Source organism: Streptomyces sp. NPDC048057 (genome assembly GCF_040653095.1).
In the GTDB taxonomy this organism is placed as follows: domain Bacteria; phylum Actinomycetota; class Actinomycetes; order Streptomycetales; family Streptomycetaceae; genus Streptomyces.
The window spans coordinates 12,591-32,997 of record NZ_JBEZNF010000053.1 but is presented as its reverse complement, the minus strand read 5'-3'; the positions used below and the strand labels follow the sequence as shown (position 1 = coordinate 32,997).

Annotated in this window: 13 protein-coding genes and 2 pseudogenes; 10 read left to right on the top strand and 5 right to left on the bottom strand. The window is 69.6% G+C overall.

Annotation, left to right across the window (positions count from 1 at the left end; translation table 11 throughout):
- Positions 1 to 1,089 precede the first annotated feature (1,089 nt).
- The 3 genes from AB0E05_RS35530 (at position 1,090) to AB0E05_RS35520 (ending at position 6,180) form a co-directional block, all read left to right on the top strand.
- The gene (locus AB0E05_RS35530; RefSeq protein ID WP_361971553.1) at positions 1,090 to 1,932 is read left to right on the top strand and encodes an IS5 family transposase; all 843 of its coding nucleotides are present in this window, start codon (positions 1,090 to 1,092) and stop codon (positions 1,930 to 1,932) included.
- 1,122 nt (positions 1,933 to 3,054) lie between these two features.
- Positions 3,055 to 3,435 (top strand): hypothetical protein, encoded by a 381-nt coding sequence (locus AB0E05_RS35525; RefSeq protein WP_361971551.1) that lies wholly within the window; start codon positions 3,055 to 3,057, stop codon positions 3,433 to 3,435.
- Between the two features lie 501 nt (positions 3,436 to 3,936).
- Complete coding sequence (locus AB0E05_RS35520; RefSeq protein ID WP_361971549.1) at positions 3,937 to 6,180, top strand: NACHT domain-containing protein; 2,244 nt, start codon at positions 3,937 to 3,939, stop codon at positions 6,178 to 6,180.
- Positions 6,181 to 7,584: 1,404 nt separating this feature from the next.
- Here the strand turns inward: AB0E05_RS35520 and AB0E05_RS35515 are convergent.
- Complete coding sequence (locus AB0E05_RS35515) at positions 7,585 to 7,881, bottom strand: hypothetical protein (RefSeq protein WP_361971547.1); 297 nt, start codon at positions 7,879 to 7,881, stop codon at positions 7,585 to 7,587.
- 320 nt (positions 7,882 to 8,201) lie between these two features.
- On the bottom strand, positions 8,202 to 8,612 hold the full coding sequence (locus AB0E05_RS35510) for a hypothetical protein (protein WP_361971557.1): 411 nt from the start codon (positions 8,610 to 8,612) through the stop codon (positions 8,202 to 8,204).
- 128 nt (positions 8,613 to 8,740) lie between these two features.
- On the opposite strand from AB0E05_RS35510, the gene AB0E05_RS35505 reads away from it, so the two are divergent.
- From AB0E05_RS35505 to AB0E05_RS35490, 4 genes and pseudogenes are all read left to right on the top strand, one after another.
- On the top strand, positions 8,741 to 9,421 hold the full coding sequence (locus tag AB0E05_RS35505) for a hypothetical protein (protein ID WP_361971545.1): 681 nt from the start codon (positions 8,741 to 8,743) through the stop codon (positions 9,419 to 9,421).
- 865 nt (positions 9,422 to 10,286) lie between these two features.
- Entirely contained in the window at positions 10,287 to 10,448 is a 162-nt protein-coding gene (locus tag AB0E05_RS35500) for a hypothetical protein (RefSeq protein ID WP_361971544.1), read from the top strand.
- Between the two features lie 772 nt (positions 10,449 to 11,220).
- Positions 11,221 to 11,490, top strand: coding sequence for a hypothetical protein (locus tag AB0E05_RS35495; protein ID WP_361971559.1), 270 nt, complete (start codon positions 11,221 to 11,223; stop codon positions 11,488 to 11,490).
- Positions 11,438 to 12,034, top strand: a pseudogene (locus tag AB0E05_RS35490) (tyrosine-type recombinase/integrase); the annotation flags it as partial. The gene AB0E05_RS35495 and the pseudogene AB0E05_RS35490, both read left to right, overlap by 53 nt.
- Positions 12,035 to 12,082: 48 nt before the next feature.
- Here AB0E05_RS35490 and AB0E05_RS35485 read toward each other — a convergent pair.
- The 3 genes and pseudogenes from AB0E05_RS35485 to AB0E05_RS35475 all read right to left on the bottom strand — a co-directional run bounded on the left by AB0E05_RS35485 (position 12,083) and on the right by AB0E05_RS35475 (position 17,559).
- A complete protein-coding gene (locus AB0E05_RS35485) occupies positions 12,083 to 13,276 on the bottom strand; it encodes a barstar family protein (protein ID WP_361971542.1) in 1,194 nt (397 codons plus the stop codon).
- A 73-nt stretch (positions 13,277 to 13,349) separates the two neighbouring features.
- A pseudogene (locus AB0E05_RS35480) lies at positions 13,350 to 16,396 on the bottom strand (Tn3 family transposase).
- A gap of 773 nt (positions 16,397 to 17,169) precedes the next feature.
- Positions 17,170 to 17,559 carry a hypothetical protein gene (locus AB0E05_RS35475; RefSeq protein WP_361971540.1) on the bottom strand — a complete coding sequence of 130 codons (390 nt, stop codon included), beginning with the start codon at positions 17,557 to 17,559 and terminating at the stop codon, positions 17,170 to 17,172.
- A 497-nt stretch (positions 17,560 to 18,056) separates the two neighbouring features.
- Here AB0E05_RS35475 and AB0E05_RS35470 point away from each other — a divergent pair, with 497 nt between their 5' ends.
- From AB0E05_RS35470 to AB0E05_RS35460, 3 genes are all read left to right on the top strand, one after another.
- Positions 18,057 to 18,488, top strand: a complete 432-nt coding sequence (locus AB0E05_RS35470; RefSeq protein ID WP_361971538.1) for a VOC family protein — start codon at positions 18,057 to 18,059, stop codon at positions 18,486 to 18,488.
- Between the two features lie 54 nt (positions 18,489 to 18,542).
- Positions 18,543 to 18,917 (top strand): VOC family protein, encoded by a 375-nt coding sequence (locus AB0E05_RS35465; protein ID WP_361971536.1) that lies wholly within the window; start codon positions 18,543 to 18,545, stop codon positions 18,915 to 18,917.
- Between the two features lie 359 nt (positions 18,918 to 19,276).
- The gene (locus tag AB0E05_RS35460) at positions 19,277 to 20,260 is read left to right on the top strand and encodes a hypothetical protein (protein WP_361971534.1); all 984 of its coding nucleotides are present in this window, start codon (positions 19,277 to 19,279) and stop codon (positions 20,258 to 20,260) included.
- Positions 20,261 to 20,407 lie beyond the last annotated feature (147 nt).

Below are 20,407 nucleotides of genomic sequence, written 5' to 3'. Positions count from 1 at the left end.
CCTCGCCCACCAGTTGTCCACAGCCCTGACCGACACCTTGAACAAGACCGCGACCTCCACCCGGTCCCGACCCTCCACCAGCGCAGACACCGCCACCAACCGCACAGCCTCCTGCACGTCCGGCGACCACATCCGCGCATCCCCCACCAGATCACTCACATGCTGTCAACGAACCCAAACCCAAAGCGTTTCGGATCAATAGGTGGTGCGCGCGGCATGTCGGTCATCGGCGGAATCCCGCGGCGCCTCACCAAGAAGCGACAGAAGGAGGTGCCGGAGCCGCCGATGCGGCACTCACACGAAGAGGGCATACGTCCGTGGGGCTCCACCGCCAAGCGCAGCCCGTGCGAACTCCACCAATGGTCCGGAGGACTCCCGGTTTGGCGAACCGGTGATCGTCGGCTATACAGGGCGCTGCTTCATCGATGACGCATCGTTCGACCGACCGCAAGGACCGCGTGATGGGCAGACTTTGCGCACGAGGGAACGGCACTCCAGGAAACGGGGCAACGAACTCTGCGAGGGAAGTCCGAACGAGCTTCTGATGATCTGCTGTTCCTTGAGCAACGCAATGACGGTTAAGGAGACTGCCGCCAGCACGTGTTCTCCGGGGTGTCACAGGTTGACTTGCCCAAGATAGATCTTCAAGTCCCTACCGGGCTTTTCCCGTCTGCCGTAAGCGAATGCGGCAATGACTCCGCCAAATTCGGTCGCTTGGTTCCGATTCTCGCCAGCGGCCAGGGGGTGCCTGTGATTGCAGGGTGGGGCGGTGCCTGGTCCGAAGCCGTTGCCGCTGGAGTTGTCCGATCACGAACGCCGGGTGTTGCGATGCTGGTTGCGCAAGCAGACCGCCTCTCAGAGGTCGTTTTCATCTAAGTGATTGCGGTTTAGGCACGTTTCTGCCGTCCGGTGATTTGGTGTCGGTGAAGCAGTCGGGTCAGTGGTGAACACCGTGACGAGTGGTGTGATGCCTGGGGCGAAGAGCGGCTTGCGCCTGTCTCATTCCAGGACGCCCGGGTCCGTCCCGTGCTTCGGCGTGGTTGGATACGCGCCTGGGCGCACGCCCCCGAACGGCGGTATCTCCAGGTCATGGCTGACCGTCGTGCGTATCCGAGCGACCTGTCCGATGCCCGGTGGGAGTTGATCGAGCCGGTGCTGTCCGCTTGGCGCTACGAGCGCCAAGGCCGGGCGCTGGGCTTCGGCCGGCCGGCCGAGCTCGACCTGCGCGAGATCATGAACGCGATCCTCTATGTGGACCGCACCGGGGTGCAGTGGCGCTACCTGCCGCACGACTTCCCCCACTGGAACAGCGTCTACGGCTACTTCGCCAAGTGGCAAAAAGATGGCATCTTCACCCAGCTCAACGGCCTGCTGCGGGAGCTGGTGCGCGAGCGGGAGGGCCGGAACGCCGAGCCCTCGGCCTGCGTGATCGACGCCCAGAGCGTGAAGACCTCCACCAGCGTGCCCGCCACGAGCCAGGGCACGGACAACGCCAATAAGATCGTGGGCAGGAAGCGCAGCATCGTGACCGACACACTCGGCCTCCTGCTCGCGGTCCTGGTCACCGCGGCCTGCGTCCAGGACTCCGCCGCCGGCACCCGTCTGCTCGACCAGGTCGCCGCCGACCACCCCTCGATCCGCAAGACCTGGGTGGACGGCGGCTACCGCAAACACCTCGTCGAGCACGCCGCCATCCTCGGCATCGACATGGAAATCACCAGCCGCAAGGCAGGGATCAGGGGATTCACTCCGATCCGCAAACGCTGGGCGGTAGAACGTACCTACGGCTGGCTCATGCTGAACCGCCGCTTGGCCCGCGACTACGAGACCCTCCCGGCCCGCTCCGAAGCCATGATCCACCTGGCCATGACCGACCTGATGGCCCGCCGCCTCACCGGCGAGAGCACCATCTCCTGGCGCGACCCGACATAACCGGATCAAGCCCGCACAACGGCCGCGTCCCGCGGCACCCAAAACACCCGCCAACTCATCCCGCTAGCGCCCCTCTCGATCGGCTTCAACACGCCGATTCAACAGGGAAGTTAGCAACGTCCGCTGAAGATGCGCAGTCGATGCGCAAATCCGGGTCTGAGCGCGCAATGGATCAAGCGACCTGCGGTGATACCGAAGCTGACCCTGCCTTGAACCGGGACAGGATGGGGAAGGTGCGCGCCCTCAACCGGCCGGACAAGTGCGCGTCGAGCCCGGGTTCCGGTGTTTCCGCAGGAACCAGTGCGCACGAGCCCACGGAACCTACAGACCGCAACGCCCCAGAAACATTGCGCTGAGCAGCACCTCGCGTGCCGCTCCTTGCCCCTGCGCCCTGACGTGCACTCGCGTCGCCTTCCGGCGGCCCAGGAGCGGACGGCCCGGGGCTGGTGGGGTGGGTTCTGGCCATGCGCGGGCTGACCAGTGAGCCCTGGACGCGGACACGGCCCTGAGTTAGACGGAGGGCGCGGTGGATATGACCGGCCGGGCACGCTTGGCCCGACACCTACGACCTGGCGAATCTGCTAGACGAGGGGCCCTGCGGGCCCGGTGGCCGCGGCTGTCGTTCACCCGCCCCTGGGGCCTCATGCACGGCGACGCGCGCGTAGTGGTAGGTGACGTTGTGCAAGGGCCGCTCCGTTGTCCGTGTCGGTCGCGTGCTGAAGGATCCGGCGGCTGCGGCTCCGCTTTGGGGCTTCGTCCGGTCAGGCGGCGCGGGGTGGCTGGACGGACCTGCTGATGATGGCCTTGGCCTTGATCTTACAGTCCTGGTAGGAGTCGGGGGTGGTGCCGCAGATCGCGGCGGCCAGGGCTACCGAAGCGGCACGTGCGCCACCCCAACCCTCCTGCCCCTGTCCCGGGGAGGTGTTCCGCGAGCCGGGTGTGGCCGTCGTTTTGGCCGGGCCGGGAGTCACGCGGTGGCGCGGGCGGCGTGGAGGAGTTCCTCGACTCCCTCCGCTCGGGGGTAGCGGGCGAAGCGCGGTAGGAGGTCCTGGACGAGTTGTTCGCAGCGGGGGCGCCGACCCGGCGGGCGATGGTGAGGGATTCCCGGGCGGCGACGGCGGCGTGTTCGATCTCTCCGCGGCCGAGGTCGGAGCGGGCACGGTAGGCGAGGAAGACGCCGCGGGACTTCGCCCGGCTGTCGGGGAGGAGTGCCTGGCCTTCCTCGATCAGCCGGTGCGCGCGGCCGGTGTCGCCGAGGTCGAGGAGCGCTTGGCCGGAGTCGATGGCGAGGTCGGCGTGGGAGAGCCAGTTGCAGAACGCTGGCCGCCCGTGCGCGGCGGCGGCGCCAAGGAGGTGCTCGGCGGCGTCCAGGGCCCGGTGGGTCGCCCGCTTCTCGCCCTGGGCGGCGAGCGTGCGGGCGTAGCGGAGCTGGAGGAGGGCGCGGGCGGCGGGGTGCTGCGCGCGGGTGAGTGCTGCTGGCCTGTAGGGGCCGGTGGTGCATGAATGCGCCGGATGGCATGGCGTGGGCCCTCATTTATGATCAAGTGCTGACTGCACAAAATTCCCGAGGGCCGGGTGGGCCGCTACTCCATGGCCTAGCCGGGAGGCGGCGCGTGGGCCCTCAGCTGACGTGTCACGGCGTCGCCAGGGTCTTGACCACCCAGGCGGCGCCTTTTTCTGTTGGAAGATGGCGATCTCTACGTGCGCGGCTCCTTGCTGACCAGTCGGTAGAGTCCGCGGCCGACAATGAGGACCTTCCCCTTGGCCCGCATGTGGCTGGCGCAGTTGGTGATCTGCCGAGGTGTCGCGCCCGGACGCTCCAGCTGGGCATGGGCGACGATCTTGGAGGTCGGTGTATCCAGGCCGTCCGCGAGCGCTTCGAGGACCAGCTCTGTGTCTCTCAGGTAGGCGGCCCCGCTTGGGACCGGGGTGGGTTTCCGTCAGTCGAGTCGCGAATGCGCGAAGCGACAGCACGGCGGGGGCGAGTGGTGGAGGATCGGGGACGTGACGCGACTCGGAGGGAGCTGCCAGCGGCATGTGTGGCTGCTGATCGGTGTGGTGTGCGGTGTGGTGGCGGTGGCCAGCGCGGTGTACGTCGTACGGCAGCTCAGCCACGGTGGTCTGGAGACGGCCGACACCGCGGGGCTGTTGGCGCTCGTACTGACGGTGGTGACGGGACTGGTGGCGGTCGTCGCGCTGTGGAAGCAGTCGCAGGCCAACACGGCCACGTTCGCCGACGCGGCACTCGTCAGCGGCTGGGCGAAAACGCTGGCCGCGGACATGGAGAGGGAAGAAGGCGCGGTCCGGCAGCAGCTCCTCGGGGGCGACACACGGAAGATCAACCTCGCCTACCGCCTCGTACCGTCGGGCATGGCCCGGTCGGCTGCCGCGCCGGGCGCGGGGCGCTTGTCCACCGACGGGCCGGGAGGGCCGGCGGTGCCCGACATCGCAGCTTTCTACCATGCGACGAAGCCGCTGCGGCTGGTCGTCACCGGGGCTGCGGGGGCCGGGAAGACCGTCTCCGTCCTGGAACTCCTGCTCGCCCTGATCGAAAGCCGCGCCGAAAACGATCCCGTGCCGGTGCGGATTCCGCTGTCACGGTGGGACACCGACCGGCAGACCCTGCCCCAGCTGCTCCAGACGTGGCTGATGGAAGCGCACGGCAAGCCGAAGTACATGGCCGAGGGGTTGGTCCGCCACGGCTTGGTGCTACCGGTGCTGGACGGCCTCGACGAGATGGACACGACAGGCCCCCGTGGCCGGCCCGATCCACGCGCACCGCGGGCCACAGCAGTGGTGCGGGCGCTGAACGCGTATCAGCGGGGCCGCGAGGCCGGGCCGCTGGTGCTGACCTGCCGTACCGGGCACTACGACGCGCTCACCTCGCACACCGCGGTCGTGGACGCGGCCCGTATCTCGATCGACCCCGTCGACTCCGCGGACGCACATGCCTACCTCACAGGCCGTGCCCTCGACCCGGCGCGATGGCGGCCTCTTACCGAGCATCTCGCCGCCGAACCCGGCGGGATGCTGGCCGGGGTGCTGTCCACACCGTGGCGGCTCGGCCTGACCGCCACCGTCTATCACCACGACGGCGACCCCGGCGAACTCCTCGCGCTTCCCGACGCCGGGGCGGTGGACGCCCACCTCCTCGCCCGCTACGTCCCCGCCGCCACCCGTACCGCCGTCGCATCTCACGGATACGAGGCCGACCAGGTCCACCGGTGGCTCCACCACCTCACCCGGCACCTCGCCCCCACCACAGCGGGCAGGGCCCAAACGCGCACGGCCACCCGGGGCCCGGAGGCCACCGACCTGCTTCTGCACGAACTGTGGCCCCTCGCCGGACGGAAACGGGTCCAGGCGGGGGTCGCGCTCCTCGGCGCGTTCATCACCCTGCCCCTCGCCTTCACATCAGGACCAGCGCTCTGGCTGTTCGGGGTACTGGTTGCCGCAGCGGCCGGATACCTCCCCCACCGCATGGAGGCGCCACAGCGCTGGACGTTCCCGTTCCGGTCCCTCCGGACGGCCGTGCTCACACCCGGATTCGCGGGCTGGCTGGCGGGCGTGATCCTGGCCACGCTCGGGGGCAATGCCATCGGCGGGAGAGACCTCGGGACAACGATCGCGATGGCAGGCGTGATCGGGGTCGTGACCATCTCCGGGTTCAGGACCGAGCCCGGTGCGAGCCGCGGAGGGCGAGCCGCCATCAGAAACGACGCTCTTCTCGGAACGGCACTCGGTATCCCGAGTGCGATCGCGCTCGGGACCGCCGGGGCAGGCGCCGGCAAGGTCACGGACGGGTACACGGTCATGCACTCGGGCATCCTCGTCGTGGGCAGTTCCGTGCTCGCGCTCTTTGCCATTGGCGCCCTCGTAGTCGCGATCAACTGGACGAGGACAGCAGTGCTCTGGGGCATACTCATGTTGGCGGCTGCCACCTATCACCTGCCTGAGCGCCTGCGCAAAGTCGCGGACTTGAGCACGCAGGTCTCGATCCCGGACTTGAGCATGTTCGGGATCCTCCTGATCTTCGTGTTCATGACCGCGCTCGGCGGCGTCGCTTCACGGCGGTACCTCGTGTTCCTGCTCTGGTCACGCGGGCGCCTGCCGTTCCGGCTCGGCCGGTTCCTGGACTGGGCGGTGGAGGCGGGGCTGCTGCGGTACAGCGGGGCGGCGTATCAGTACCGGCATCGGGAACTCCAGCACTGGCTCCGCGACCACCCCAACCCTCCGCAGGTCCCCTGACCCCCTCCGGCGCACCCAACCCCGCTCCCCCCACCCGCCACGGCCCCAGCCCTACGACACGCGGCCAAGCCGGGCCCAGGCAGGGGCGGTGATCGTCACGCCATGGCCTCGGTCGACGCAGCCATCCCCGCCCACTCCGAGGTCGGCAGGGCGATTCTTTCGGGTCATCCCGCTGAGCGACCGCCGCAGGGACGACTCGGTGACACAGGACACGAATGATCTGGCCCACTTCGCTCAGCGCCTCAGGCAGGCGACCTGGTCCGTCGAGGCTTGGTCGTCGCTCATCGCGGTGCAGACGGTCACAGTCCACGCAAACGGCTTCAACCTCAGCTGGTCCGACAATCCGCAGCCATACGCGTCCGCCGAGTCCGTCGGATCGCCGGACGCGACAAGCGGCCTCCGCGGGCCAGGAGTGCCGAAGCTTCGGCAGGTGGACCAAGGAGATCTTGCCGATGCAACTTCCGACGATCTGCGGGGGCTTGTCAACCGAGACGCATCGGAGGCTGGCGTGGTCATCCACGACGTCCGGCTTCCATGGCCCTCCCTGTAAGTGATCCCCAGGGAACTCCAGAGCCCCGGCAGGGCGTGAGACCTTGCCGGGGCTCTCTCCCGCCCGCAGGCGGCTGTACGGGGGTGTGGCGCGGATCAGTGGGCGCCTGTCGAGCAAGGGCCACGCTCCATGCTCACTTGGTTGCCGTTGTCGTCGTAGGTGTGCGTCACGGTCTGGTACCCGTGGCACCCCAGGTGCGCGCACTGTTCAGTGGTCGTCACCACGGCACCCAGTGTTCGTACGCGCCGCCACTCGTGGCCGCACTGCCCGCAGCGACCATGGAACATGGTGCCACGCAGGCACGCCGCACAACGCACCGCCGGTCCAGGCGACGACTGGAACGAGACCAGATCCATAACCATCCACGATGCCAACGCCACCGGTCCGCCGCACGTCAGGCGGGACGATCTGGCGCGATTTCGCCGTCTGCCACTACCAGTTCCGCCCACCTCCTAGCCTGTAGCCATGAGCGACGCAACGAACGCGCATCAGAACGGGCAAGCGCAGGAAGACGTCGTGCGGGAGTAAGCACTCAGGGATGTCCTGACGTTGGGCCGCATCGCCAAACTGGTCGCCAACCCAGTGCCAGCGGACACAAAAGCCCTACTGACAGACTTGGCGCGCATCCCATCGCTGCGCGCGGTGAGCGGTTCGTTCGTGAGCACGGCGGCGACAAGGGCGAAGGCCGGAAGTAGCCCACACGACCACCGTTCAGCCCCCAGCGGTCGGGCGAAGGTCTTCCTTGGATCTCCCTTGGCATGCCCATAATGACTTGCCGGGAGCTCCGACGGGTCCGTTTCAATCCCGATGCTCGGGACACGGCGGCGCTCCGAACATGACCGCGCTTTACGACGTCAGCTCACCGATGCGCCTGGAGCCAACGCCAAGCCAGTGGCCACGAGGAAGGCTTCGAGGCTGATGACTCCGCTGCCGCTGCCATCGCCCCATTCGACCAGGAGTTCCGACCGGCCTTCGTTCCAGGAGTCTGGTGTGTCGATGTCAGGGCCTGGGTGCCGCTCGACGCAACCTTCGCCGTGCCGGTACCGGAGGTTCAAGTATTGTCCCTCCGCCGTCCAAGCATCCCACTGGGACGGGTAGGCGGAACACGTCTGCACAACCCGCACCAGCACCAGACCCTCAACTTCATCCACCCAGTGATGGTCGCGCGGCAACGGAGCTTGGGCAATCGACTTCCAAGAGGCCGACAACGACCAAGATCGCCCGCCCAGCGCCTAACCGGCTCGGGAACCTGGCCCGATCCGGATCGAGCTGCCAGGAGTCCCCTCGGAAGGGAGTTCAGTCCACCGAATCTGACGGAGGAGTGGAAACCGCTCGCCTCGGCAGGCGCGGCGGATCCCCGCCGAACATCGAACGGCAAGCCCGGCTGCGGACGGACACGGCGGGGACGAGCACGTGCGGAGCGAAGCCAGTAGTCGGCGCTGTTCCCCGAGTTGGAGGTCCGGCTCTGAGGCTACGTGGTCTGCTTCGCGGTGAGTTTGTCGAGTTCTCGGATCGCCTGCGCATGTCCGCTCATCCGGCGGCTCACGCTCCCGGTCGTGAAGAGCACCGTGCCCGCGATCGACACCGGCAAGGACAGTCCGAGGACGGCCAGTGCCTCAGGCCAGTCCCGTTCGGCCTGGCAGTAGTCACCCCGGTAGAGGCCGTCGTTGGCTGTGCTCTTGTCGGTCAACAGCCGCGCTTCACACTCGGCGGGGTCAAGACGGCCGGAGCGGGCGGAATCCCTGTCGGCTTGGTACGGCGTCAGCAGCAGCACGGCGCACCACGCCCACAACAGTCCCGCGACCGTCCATAGGGCGATACCCCACCAACGCGTGCGCTCAGCATTGTCCCGGAATTCGAGGTCGAAGTCACGTGATCGCATAGTGGTGAAATCTAACCCGACTCCTCCACGTTCCTCGACGCCCGCACCCTGCTCGCCTGCTTCAGGCCCGACCAGGCCCTGGACCACGCCCGATCCGCCGCCGAGAACCGACGCCGACTGGGAATCGAATGACCGACCTGGACGCCCTGATCCGCCTGTGTCCTCCCCCGAACCCGCCGATGACCATCGACTGGAGCGAGGTCGAGGCCGACGTCGGGTCGGGCCCGCCCGACGACTACAAGGCCCTCGCCGAACGGTACGGGCCCGGAACGTTCTGCGACTACCTCACCCTCTACCACCCGCACGGCCCCACCGAGTACGTGAACCTCACCGGCCCTATGCCGGAGCGGGTCCGTGCCCGACTGCGCACGGACTACGACCGCGGCACCCATCCCGTGGCCCACGACCCCGACCACCTCTTCGCCTGCGGCGTGACCAGCAACGGCGAGTACCTGTTCTGGATCACCGAACCGGCGAGCGAGCCCGACAGCTGGCAGGTCGCGGTCAACGAGGCCCGAGGCCCGCTCTGGTACGCCCACCACGGAACGATCACCAACTTCCTCGTGTCCGTCCTCACCGGTCAAATCCAGGTGCCGCAGTTCCCCGTCGGCCTGCTCCAGTCCCCGCCGGTGTTCACGCCCTCGCACCCGGTGCTGATCAAGCCCGAACCCGACGATGCTCCTCCCCCGCCCCCCGTCGACGCCGCGGTCATCCGCACCTGGGCCCGCGAGCACGGCCATCCCGTACCGACGCGAGGACGCATCCCCCCGAACACCCTTAAAGTCTGGGAAACCGCCCACAGACACTGAGACCTCCCCTGGCCTGGCACCAGCCGGACCGGCCCATCCAGACATCGAGGTCGACCGGTCGGCGGCGAGGAACCGAATCCAACCGGCGCCGAGCCGGGCGGCCGCATCCGCCAAGCGCTCCGGCCCCGCGTGCTGCGTTCCGTACCGTGTCATCAAGGTGGAGCGGTGAGGGCGGCCAGGGCAAGACGCGATGCCGTGCGGGACCGGCTACAGCGCCCACCCGCCCGGCCCGCCGCCGGCGGGCGAGGCGTGGCCGACGTTCCTGGGGCCGACGTCCCGTGCGGGTCCGGCGAGGTGGCGGCGAAAGCCGGCGTGGGAGTATCGCGGCTGCCCGCACACACCGTTCGTTTGGCGGGTCCCTCGAAGACGCCGGAGCCCAGGGCGGGACATCGGACTGGGCGACCGCGACACAGATCAGTGTGGAGTTCAGCAGCACGGAGGCCCTTCAGGGGCCGGCACGGGGGTGCATTGAGGGGGCCTGGCGTCCCGGACGGTGATCTTGTCCCGGCTGCCGGAGTCGGTCTGGTGGTCAGCGAGGGTGCTGAGTTGTGTGGTTGAGAAGGTCGTTGGCGACGGGGATGTGACGGTGAGGGGTGAGGTGGATCGTCTGTGCTGCAAGCGGAGTCGATGCCGTCAAAGGTGGCGAGGATCTGGTGGCCGGTGTGGATGGCGGCTTCGAGTCCTGGGCGCGAAGCTCCGCTGAGGCCGTATCGGGCGGGCACGTTCATGGCGATGAGCCGCACTCCTGACCTGCTCAGCTGATCCGGGCTTGCAGTGGCCCGGGGCGGAGGTGGGTTTCCGTCAGTCCCGTCACGAATGCGCGAAGCGACAGCACGGCGGCGGGCGGGTGATGGAGGATCGGGACGTGACGCGACTCAGAGGGAGCCGCCAGCGGCATGTGTGGCTGCTGGTCTGTGTGGTGGCGGTGGTCAGCGCGGTGTATGTCGTACGGCAGCTCAGCCACGGTGGTCAGACCGCAGGCGGGGGCGCCACCGGCAAGGTCGCCCGCAGGGGGTCGGATTCATGAGCAGCCGCCACGGCGACGACTACCCGTCCGCCCCCGACAACACCGCCCGGTGGAACACCGCGAAGACGTCCGACGGCGAGAGCATCACCACCGGCCGCTACCCGGTCATGCGGGTGAGCAGCACGTGGGACGTTCGCTCCACCCTCGAACTCACCGTCCCCGACATCGAGCACCACTACGAAAAAGGCGCGGACGACAGCCGCTCCGCCTACATGCTGCATCCAGACGGATCCTGGGCCCGCGCCCAAGCAACCGGCCCCGGGACCTGCCAGCCGTCCACCAAAGCGGCCCCCGCCGCCTATGGGACGAGCTGGACCGCATCCGCACCCGGCTCATCGTCGACGGCGACCTTCCCGTCGCCGGCGCGACGGTGCGTATCAACTCCGACGGCACCTGCCAGCTCACACGCAGCGGCTGGATGGCAACCATCAGCGCAGAGTGAAACCCGGCGCGCTCGCCGAGGCTGAGGAGGCCACAAGCCGATACCCCCGACCGACGGCCTGCCCCGGCGGCCCAAGGCCGCCCGCGTCCTCCACCCTGAAGACCCGCTCACCCCAAGGAGGTCGACCTACGCGAACGCCTGGTCGCCCAGCGCGCCGGGCTGGACACCGCCGAGTTGGAAGAGGTGCACTCTTGATCCGGGCCGACCGGTGAGGCAGCAGCACCTGGTGAACGACGGGCGACCAACACGCCGCCGAGTCGGCGGCTGCGGTCGAGGAGACCCTGCTCGGTACCGAAGCGCTCGCCCACCTGCATCGCCTCGGAGCCGATCGTGGCTGACCTCGGCGCGACCCTCGTCGATATCAGCCGGGACCTGCGCCTGGCCGGCGCACTCGGGCGGAACCTGCCGACGAGGGACTCCGTCGAGGCCCTACGCGGCCGGTTGCGGTCCCACATCACCATGCTGGCCGTGCCCGCGGAGACGTACGGTCGCAGCCTCGATGGTGGCTGGTACGGGCAGTACGTCCTCACCTGTGTCGCGAGCGCCCGCTCGTCGGGACATCCACCTGCGGGAGAAGACGCTGTGGCGGATGCTCTATGAGACGTGCGCCCGCTCGGAGGAGGTCTTGGAGGTCAACATCGAGGACTTGGGCCTGGCCGGCCGGCGGTGCCCGGTGAAGGCGAAGGGCGCCCAGCCCAAGGTCCGCCGCCACGGCGGCGCCCGCGAGGACTACGTGCTGGAGACGGTCTACTGGGACGCCGGTACCGCCCGGCTACTGCCCCGGCTGCTCAAGGGCCGCACCCGTGGGCCCGTGTTCGTCACCCACCGCCGTCCCGGCCCAGGCAAGGTAGTCAGCCCGCGCGATGTCTGCCCGGACACCGGGCGCGCCCGCCTCTCCTACGGGCAGGCCCGCGCCCTGCTGGACGAGCAGACCGCGGTGCGTGGGCCGGGCACTGGATGGGACCTGCACGAGTACCGCCATTCCGGCCTGACCCATCTTGGTGAGGCCGGGGCCAGCCTGCTGATGCTGACGGCGAAGTCACGGCACAAGAAGACGGAGAACGTCCGTCGCTACTTCAAGCCGTCCCCGGAGGCGATCGCCGAGGTCACCAGCCTGCTCGCGCCCGGCGACAGCAGGCGCTGAAGTCCGCTCGGCCTGTCCCGGAGTCGTACTCGTTCGGGCGCCTGCGGCTCACCGGAGTACGACCGTGACGCCGCACCGTTCGAGGAGCCGCACGATGTCCTCGAAGTAGGAGAGCCCGTCCTCCGGATCCTCCACGACGTCCGCCAGCGCGCGGCGTGCGATCTCGGAGTCGTGCCAGGTCAAGGTGAACGGCGGGGTCACTCCGAATCCACCGCCCAGGCAGTCCTTGAACGCGTTCCGCTCGCGGCCGAAGTAGCGGCCGGGTCCGAGCAGGGCCTCGGCGATCGCGCAGTGCAGCCCGGGGACGTCCGTGACGAACCGGCCGTCGAGGTGGTGCTCGCCGCCGGAGCGGTCCGGCCGGGGCGCGGGCACCCGCCAGGCACGGGTGGTGAGGTCCAGCCACGCGGCTCTGCCCTGCGAGTCGTACGGCGCCCACAGGTTGGGCTCTGCCGGCGGGCCCTGGTACCACTCTGCCCAGATCGGGCGGGCCGCCGGCGATGGCCGATCGTCGCCACCATCGGTGAGGGTGATGTCGACGAGTGTGCCGCCGAGCACGGACGGTCGTGCTTCGGTGATGGCCAGGCCCACGGTGCGGGAGGCCATCACGGCCCCATGACGATCCAGGACCAGGAGGTAGGCCCAGTCCCGCTCCGACCGACGGGGCCGTCGCAGCGCCGCGAGCAGGGGCTCTGAAGGTTCGCAGCCGATCAGCTCCATAGGAACGGGGGCCGGGTCCGCTCGCGGTTTGAACAGGCCGTCCACGGCGGAGCACCGACCTGCACTCGCCGCAGCGACCGTCGTCCCTGCGAAGAGCTCGAAGCGCGGCGCCGCAGGCAGTTCGAAGAAGCTCTCCTCGCTGCTGACGGCGGCGCCGAGCACGATGTCGTACCGCGCCGGATCAACCGAGTGGGGCTGATCGGCCACCACGACCGCATCGACGAAAGTCCACCACTGCACGGGCTTCTCGTCGTCCCAGACCTCGACGCATACGTCGCCCAGACCTCGTAGCGAGCCGTGGGGCTCGGCCAGGACCTCGCTCAGGAGACCATCGGGGCGACATCCACGAAGAGTGAGGACCTCCCGTGGCGGCGGGACCGGGTCAACGAACAACCCTTCGACGCCCGCGCACCTCGCCCAGAGCTGTTCCACCCCGTCTTCGTCCTCCTGAACCAGGAGGTACTTCACCGGAAAGCCCCGGTCCCATCTGGCGAGATCTGCGATGCGCACCCAACCCCCGAACATGTGAGCAACCTTCGCGCCTACGATACGGACCCGCCTGGCCCGGGGAAGACGGAGGACGGTTGCTCGCCCTCGATCACGTCTCGTCGGCGGCGCTCAGATCGCGCAGGGGACGCAAGCCGCCGGGCAGTTCCGGCAGTTGGAACGAGTACCGGCCGAGCATGTTGACGTGGTGCCGCACGAACGGGGAGAGCCGGGCGACGTCCTCGTCACGGACGTCGAAGCCGTCGGCGCGGAGTTGGGCGACGGCGGCATCCATGTACCGGGTGTTGAAGAGCACCAGGGCGTTGAGGACCAGGCCGAGCGCGCCGATCTGCTCCTCCATGCCGTCCTGGTAGAGCTGCCCAGCCCGGCCGTGGAAGATCTTCCGGGCCAGCGCGTGCCGACCCTCCCGCAGGTTGGCCTGCACCTTGATCTGGCGACGGTAGCCAGGCTCGTCGGCCAGCCGCAGGATGTGCAACGACTTCGCGATCCGCCCGTAGTGCGCGATCGCGTCGCCCAGCGGGGTGGGCCGGCCGTCGCGGGACAGCATCCGGATCACGTCGTAGGCCCGCACCGCGCCGGTGTGGATCGAGCCGATGATCCGCAGGATGTCCTCCCAGTGCCGCTCGATCCGCGCCAGGTCGACCCGGCCTCGGGCCGCTTCCTGAAAGGCGCCGTAGTCGGCCGTCCGGTCGATGCGCCACATCTTCTGATCGGGCAGGTCGGCGAGCTGCGGGGCGTACGCGAACCCGGCGAGCGTGAGCAGGCCGAAGACGATGTCGGAGTAGCTCGCGGTGTCGGTGACGATCTTCTCCGGGCGCCGTCCGCCGTCGCGGTCGTAGAGGACGTCCAGCACGTACAGGGAGTCGCGCGGGGTGCCGGCCACGACCTTCCCGCCGAGCCCGGCCGCCTGGTCGTTGATCATGTTGAGCCAGGTCGCCCCGCCTCGACGGCCGAAGTACTTCGGGTTCGGCCGCGCGTACACCGAGGGGACCGGGACGACGAACCGCATCCCGTCAACCGATGCGACCAGCCCGCCGCCCCATGCGCTTGCGAGGCCGATGGACGCCTGGTGCTCGATGAGGGTGGCGTTCGCGGCCCGGTAGGTCGCGAGCCGCAGGTAGGTCTGGTCGACGTGGGACAGCCGCCCGTACTTCAGCGCGTCGACCCCGCCGATGACCGGGGTGTAGCCGACGTTGCAGCCGTGCGCGACCAGAAGCGCGGCGATCGTGACGTGCAGGTCCTTCAGCCGGGCCTCGCTGCCGGTGACCGAGGTGAACGCCTGGTCGGCGCAGGTCCAGGAGAACACCTCCAGCAGCACCTCGGGCAGGTCCACGCGGGGCAGCATCGCGTTCACCGCCGCCCGCAGATTGAGCAGGGACGCCGGTTCGGGCTCCGGCTCCAGCGCGGCGAAGTGCAGCCGGCCGTCGTCGTCGAAGACGATCTGCGCGTTGTCCGGCAGCCGGGAGGCGACCTCCCGGTACGTGCCGTCCAGCAGCGCGGCCCGCGCCGCCAGGTGCTCGCCCGCCTCCCCGGGCAGTCCGAGCGAGGCCAGCACGGTCGGCCGGGCCTGCTCCCACGCCTCGCCGTCCAGCAGCTTCGCCCGCGGGTCGCCCCACTTCGAGGAGTTCCTCGCGAACACCTGCTTGCTTCGCAGCATCCGGTGCAGCTGCTCCAGCACGCAGAACGTGTACGCCTTCCAGTCCACCGTTCCCGGCTCCAGGTGCGGGGCGGAGAGCACCAGGCGCCGCCACGACCCGACGAGCAGGCCGGCGTCGATCTCGGCCGGGCCGACCTTCTTGCAGCCCATCAGGTCCGGCAGCGACTTGAGCGCGTTCAGCACGGCCCCGCCCTCGGGGGTGGCGCCGAAGTCGACGACCGCGACCAGGAGCCTGAGGAACGGGCGGACGGTGCCGAACCGGCTGACCAGCATGGACCGCCACGCCTCGTCCGCGTCGGAGTCCAGCGGCGGCGTCAGCTCGAACAGCGCGGCGATCGCGGCGGCCAGCTCGTGCCGGGGCACCACCGCCTCGATCCGCTCCCACATCGCTTCGAAGCTCTCGACCTGCGGGCCGGTCACCTCGCCGGTGTCGGTGTCGACCAGCTCGCTCGTGGTGTCGAAGACGACCTGGAACGCGGTCGCGAGCTTCGCAGAGGCTCGCTCGACCCGCGGCAGCGTCTTCATCTTCTCCTTGACCGTCTCGCGCTCCGCCTTGGCCAGCAGCTTCGTCGCGATCAGCACCTCCAGGAGGTCGAGCGCGTCGTCGACAGCCCGGGTCGTCAGGTAGACGGTCGTGGCCAGCAGCGTCGCCAGACGGCGGGAATCGCTGTGCCGGCGCAGGAGCGACGCCTTGCCGTCCACGCCGTACCTCGACAGCTCCGCCAGCCGCCGCGGCGGGATCGCCGACACGTCCAGGTCCCCCATCCCGAGGGCGGCGATCTCCTCCGCGCGCTGGAGCGCCCACTTCATCTGCGGTCCGGACACTCGTACCGGGCCGCGGCGCAGCCGGTCCAGCTCCGAGACCGCTCGCCAGGCGGCACCATCAGCAGCGAGTCCAGCACCGCCCGCTGCCCGGTGTTCAGCAGCCCGTACAACGTGTCCCACAGCCGTTGGTTCGCCGCCTCGCGAACCGAGGCCACCAGCCTCGTCAGCGTCGTCACCCCGGGCAGCAGCACCCGCCGCTCGCGCAGCCACCCGGCCGCTGCGTCGAACAACGCCTTCGGGCCCTCCCCGGTCGTCCAGGCCCGCGCGTCCACCCAGACCCGAAGCTCGGCCTCCGCTTCGGCGAACTCGCGGTACTCCAGGACGCGGCGCAGCTCGCGTACATGCTCCAGCCGGGTGTTCTCCCGTTCGCCGTACGCCTTCAGCACCGACGGGTTGCCGATGTCGAGCTGCTCGGCGAGGTAGTCCACGACCGCCGCCGGCACATCCGTCGGGTCATCCAGGAACACCCCGAGGTAGCGCGCAGTCGTGAGCTGGGCGGCATAGCCCAAGCGGTTGTGGGACCGACGCTTGGACTCGATCAGCGCCCGGTCCGCGTCGTCCAGGAAGAAAAAACGCTCCAGCTCCGTGCGGGACGGCGTTCCGCGATACGCGGCGTACGCGGCAGCCTGCTCATCCGTCAAAAACTCGACCGGCACCCCGGACCTCCAAACAGTCGATCAATACGACTGCCGAAGGTTCAGCCCCTACAGAAGCCCAGGTCAAAGCCCTCGTCGAGGTGGCACGGGCTTAGCGCCGGTTTTCGGTCCGATGTTCCTCGCCCCCCGTGTTGAGCGCGGTGATCCCGACAGCGCGCGGCCCGCGGCCGGGCCCCCGGGGTCGAGCACCTCGTGCGCGGCGGCCCGACGGAAGCGGGCAGCACGACCGGGGTTGCCTGCATCTTGCCCTCGGCTCTGACGACCACGCGAAGCCGATCGCGACCGACGTCGCCCACACGGTGATCCCGCTACGCCATACCGGCGTAGAGCGGATACGATCCGCGGTCGGGACGCCGGCGTTGCGATCCTCAGTCGCCCCGAAGGGCGACCGCCACCTGTCTGAGCAGCGGTGTCAGCGTATCGCTGCGGTGTGAGGGGGCGTTCGGAGGTGGAAGTTTTGGCGAATTTCGGGCATTCGGCTTAGGTGTGATCCGCGTGTCGCGTGTGTGCTTCCGGTTCCGAAGCGGGCCCGGGGCTGGGCCGGGCGTCTGCGGGCACAGGCCGCGTGCTTGTCAGCGTACGAGGTCTTCGCGGCTCGGCGGCGGAGCTGAGGGCGTCCGGGCCGGCGCGTCGTTCTGCCGCTCCACGACCTGGCGGTAAGCGTCGGCCGGCTCGGCGACGGGGATTGTGCCGGGCGGGAGGATTCCCAGAGTGCGGAAGACCGTGCGGCCGGCCGGCTCGTTGGCGGCCGTGACGATCCGGGTCTTCGTCGTCTAGGCGGACGACTCCGGGCACACGGCGAGCCGCCCGGAGTCCGAGTCGACGCCGACCACGGCGACGTGTTTGCCGAGCCCGGAGAGACGCTGCACCTGATCGACCCAGCCGCCCGATGAACAGGCGCCGGGCCGACTTCTCGCCGTACTGGTCGATGTGGTCGAACACCACCCGGGGCCGTGGGCGGCGCGGGCCCGCCGGTCGATGACCTGCTCGCCGGTCAGCTCCTCCGAGACGAGGGGCTGCTCTTGGTCGACGTCACCGAAGGCCGGGCCGCCGACGATCGGGACGGGTGTGGTTTTCGGATGGGGCGCGGGCACCACGATCACGTTTTGGTGGAGCTGCTGGTCGGTGGCCGACCGGCGATCGTCCTCGCAGGTGTGCGGCATCGCGGTCTCGATGTCGGCCGCGGTCCTGCGGCGCTAGGCGCGGCGGTCGTGGCAGCGGAGACAGTCCCGGCCGGTGTCGAGGAGCAGCCAGTCGTCGCACCGGGCGTCGCCGCGCACCCTTAACGCTGCCGCCGGGTCCGGTCCCGGGACCACCGTCGGGTCCGAGGGTCGCAGGGTGACCGATCGTGGACGACGAAGCGCACGAGTTGGAGCGGCTCACCTGGGCGAAGGCCGAACCATAGGCACGGCAGGGGGACCCGGTGTACTGGCTGGAGCTGGGCGCGCGGCTCGCCGCAGACTCGACGCTGCCCGCGAGCAGGTGCGGGCGTACGAGTGCGGCCTCGCATGGTTGGTCCGGAGCTCGCCCTCACCCCCGGACCGGCCGTCCGGTCGCCGCCCGGACGGCACCGTCCTACGGTGGAGAGGAACCGCCGTACGCAGGTCCCGGGCCCGCCGCGGGCAGAGGTTCGGGCCGGTGAGCGAGAAAGCCGCGCGCCATGGAGAGCATGAGGTTCCCGGCCCCCGCCGAGGGGTTCGTCCTGACCCACTTCATCACGGTCGCGGACGTGACCCGGGCCCGCGACTGGTACACCACGGTCCTGGGCGGGGAGGTCGTCCTGGACTCCGACCCGTGCATCGTCAAGGTCGCCAACGGCTGGATCACCATGGCCACCGGCGGCGGCCCCACCCCCGACAAACCCGATGTCACCCTGCGCCCGCCCGCCGACCCCCGCACCGTGACCGCCTTCCTCAACCTGCGGGTCGCCGACGTCCACGCTTGCTACGAGCAGTGGACCGCGAAAGGCGCGCACTTCCTCACCCCGCCCCTCGACCGGGGCGCAGAGATCCGCTGCTACATGCGCGACCCCGACGGCCACCTCATCGAGGTCGGCCAGGCGACGGGTGTCCTCGACCGCGACACCGCCTGACCACGGCACGAGGAACGGGCCTGCCCCGGTCCCGGACGGAAGGAGAGCATCCGGATGCTCGGCGAACACCCCGTCAACCCCGTCCTCCTCGCCACCGACCTGGCCGAGGCCCGCCACTTCTACCACGACCTCCTCGGCCTGGAGATCGCCGCCGAGAACGACGCCCTGATCACCTTCCGCACCGGGCCCAGCCTCCTGCTGGTCTCCCTCAGCGCCACCGGAACGGCCGACACCCAGACCCAGGCGTCCTGGACCGTCACCGACATCCATGCCGAGACCGACGCGCTGCGCGTCCGCGGGGTGACGATCGAGGACATCTACCAGCCGGGCCTGGCCACCGACCACGGCATCGCCGACGTCGGATTCGCCTGGGCCGCCTGGATCACCGACCCTGCCGGGAACTCCCTCAGCATCCTCCAGCTGAAGTAACCCACCCACGCGCCCGCGCTCGTTGGTCGGCGCGCGGCTTGCCTGCCCCGCGCGGTGCCGAGAGGTGCCGTCAGACGAGTGCGATGCGGGGGCACTGGCCCGGACCCGAGCTCACCCCCGCGCGGACGACCAGAGGGGATTCCGCGACTTCCGGCAGCCGACGGGTCGCACCGGAGAGAAGGGCACGTTCCGCTACGGTGTCGGCCACGGCAAGCGCGTACGCCGTTCACCGCCGCCACCAGGCCCACGCCGCCGGGTGTGCACCGTGGTCAAGGGCTTCCGAGTCCCGCGCATCAACTTTCGCACTACGGCCTGCCGTCGTGCCGACGGAGGGGTGGCTCTGCCGGCGGGAGAACGTCATGCCGAATGCACAGTCCACCGCCGAACAACGTGCCCGCCGCGACGCCCGCCAGGGCGCCAAGTACACCACCGCGCTGCGCGCTCACATGGCCGTGCGCCAGCCGCGCGGACAGGTTGTCCAGTTCCTCGCACGCGACCTGGACGAACACGTCTACGTCGTCCGAGGCATCGCCGCCGCCTGGGCCTGGGCCGGACTGCGCGTGCTCCTCCTGTGCGAGCGCAAGAACGAGATCCGCAGGCCGAAGATGAAGCGAGTCAAAGGACGGTGGGTCTCCGAGGACTCGCCCGCGCCGCCCGGCGCGTACTCGAGACTCCTCTGGAGTTCCGCTCCCGCACCCAGCACGGGATACCTGGTCGAGCAGAACTTTGAGTGGTACACCGGGCGCACCAGGTCGGGTCCGCGGGAGGACACGCCGCTGCGGGACGCGGTCCGTCACGGCCGGGACGCCTTCGACCTCGTGGTCCTGATCCCCAACTTCCTCCCTGACCTGTGGCGTCCCTACCCGTTTGTGGACCACTTCGTCGCTATCGCCGGCATCGCAGACCTCCCCCGCTACGAACGACGGCTGCGTATGGCCGGCACCCGTCAGGTGGTCCACGAGCCTCAACTCACCCCCCAGCAGAGCGCTGCCGTGCTCCGCGACCGGCACCTGCACTTCCTGTACCGCCACGACGTCGCCATCCACGGCCTCGTCTGCCACGGCCGCGAGCCGGCCCGATCCGCCGACCCCGTCTTCTACGACGCGGTCGCCCAGGACATGAGCACCAGCAGCGTCCCCCTGCTCGGCTGGATCAGCCGGTCCGACCACCGCCTGGCCCCGTTCGGCGCCACGCCTCCACAAGGGGACCTGGAGTGCGACGACTTCGTCGCGGCTCACGCCGCCACTGCGCTGAGCATCCTCGACGAGGTGCTGGCCGGCAACCGTCCACCGGCACCCACCTCACCCGGACGACCGAAGGAACCCTCCTCGCCGCGCGGGTGAGGTGGGAAACTCCAGGCGCGCGGCCGGTGATCACCGGCCGCCGACCAGGACGGAGTAGGTGGCAGCCCCGTCAGCACTGGGGTGGGCGGCGCAGCGCGAGTGCGGCGCGTGCCGCCGGGGGCCGGGCCGGCCGGCAGGGCGCCGGGG

Excerpts from the sequence above, each read along its gene's own strand:
- AB0E05_RS35460 (WP_361971534.1), top strand. The coding sequence starts at position 19,277 with ATGCCGAATGCACAGTCCACCGCCGAACAACGTGCCCGCCGCGACGCC.
- AB0E05_RS35505 (WP_361971545.1), top strand. The coding sequence starts at position 8,741 with ATGACCGACCTGGACGCCCTGATCCGCCTGTGTCCTCCCCCGAACCCG.
- AB0E05_RS35475 (WP_361971540.1), bottom strand. The coding sequence starts at position 17,559 with ATGCCGCACACCTGCGAGGACGATCGCCGGTCGGCCACCGACCAGCAG.
- AB0E05_RS35465 (WP_361971536.1), top strand. The coding sequence starts at position 18,543 with ATGCTCGGCGAACACCCCGTCAACCCCGTCCTCCTCGCCACCGACCTG.
- AB0E05_RS35530 (WP_361971553.1), top strand. The coding sequence starts at position 1,090 with ATGGCTGACCGTCGTGCGTATCCGAGCGACCTGTCCGATGCCCGGTGG.
- AB0E05_RS35470 (WP_361971538.1), top strand. The coding sequence starts at position 18,057 with ATGGAGAGCATGAGGTTCCCGGCCCCCGCCGAGGGGTTCGTCCTGACC.
- AB0E05_RS35510 (WP_361971557.1), bottom strand. The coding sequence starts at position 8,612 with ATGCGATCACGTGACTTCGACCTCGAATTCCGGGACAATGCTGAGCGC.
- AB0E05_RS35485 (WP_361971542.1), bottom strand. The coding sequence starts at position 13,276 with ATGTTCGGGGGTTGGGTGCGCATCGCAGATCTCGCCAGATGGGACCGG.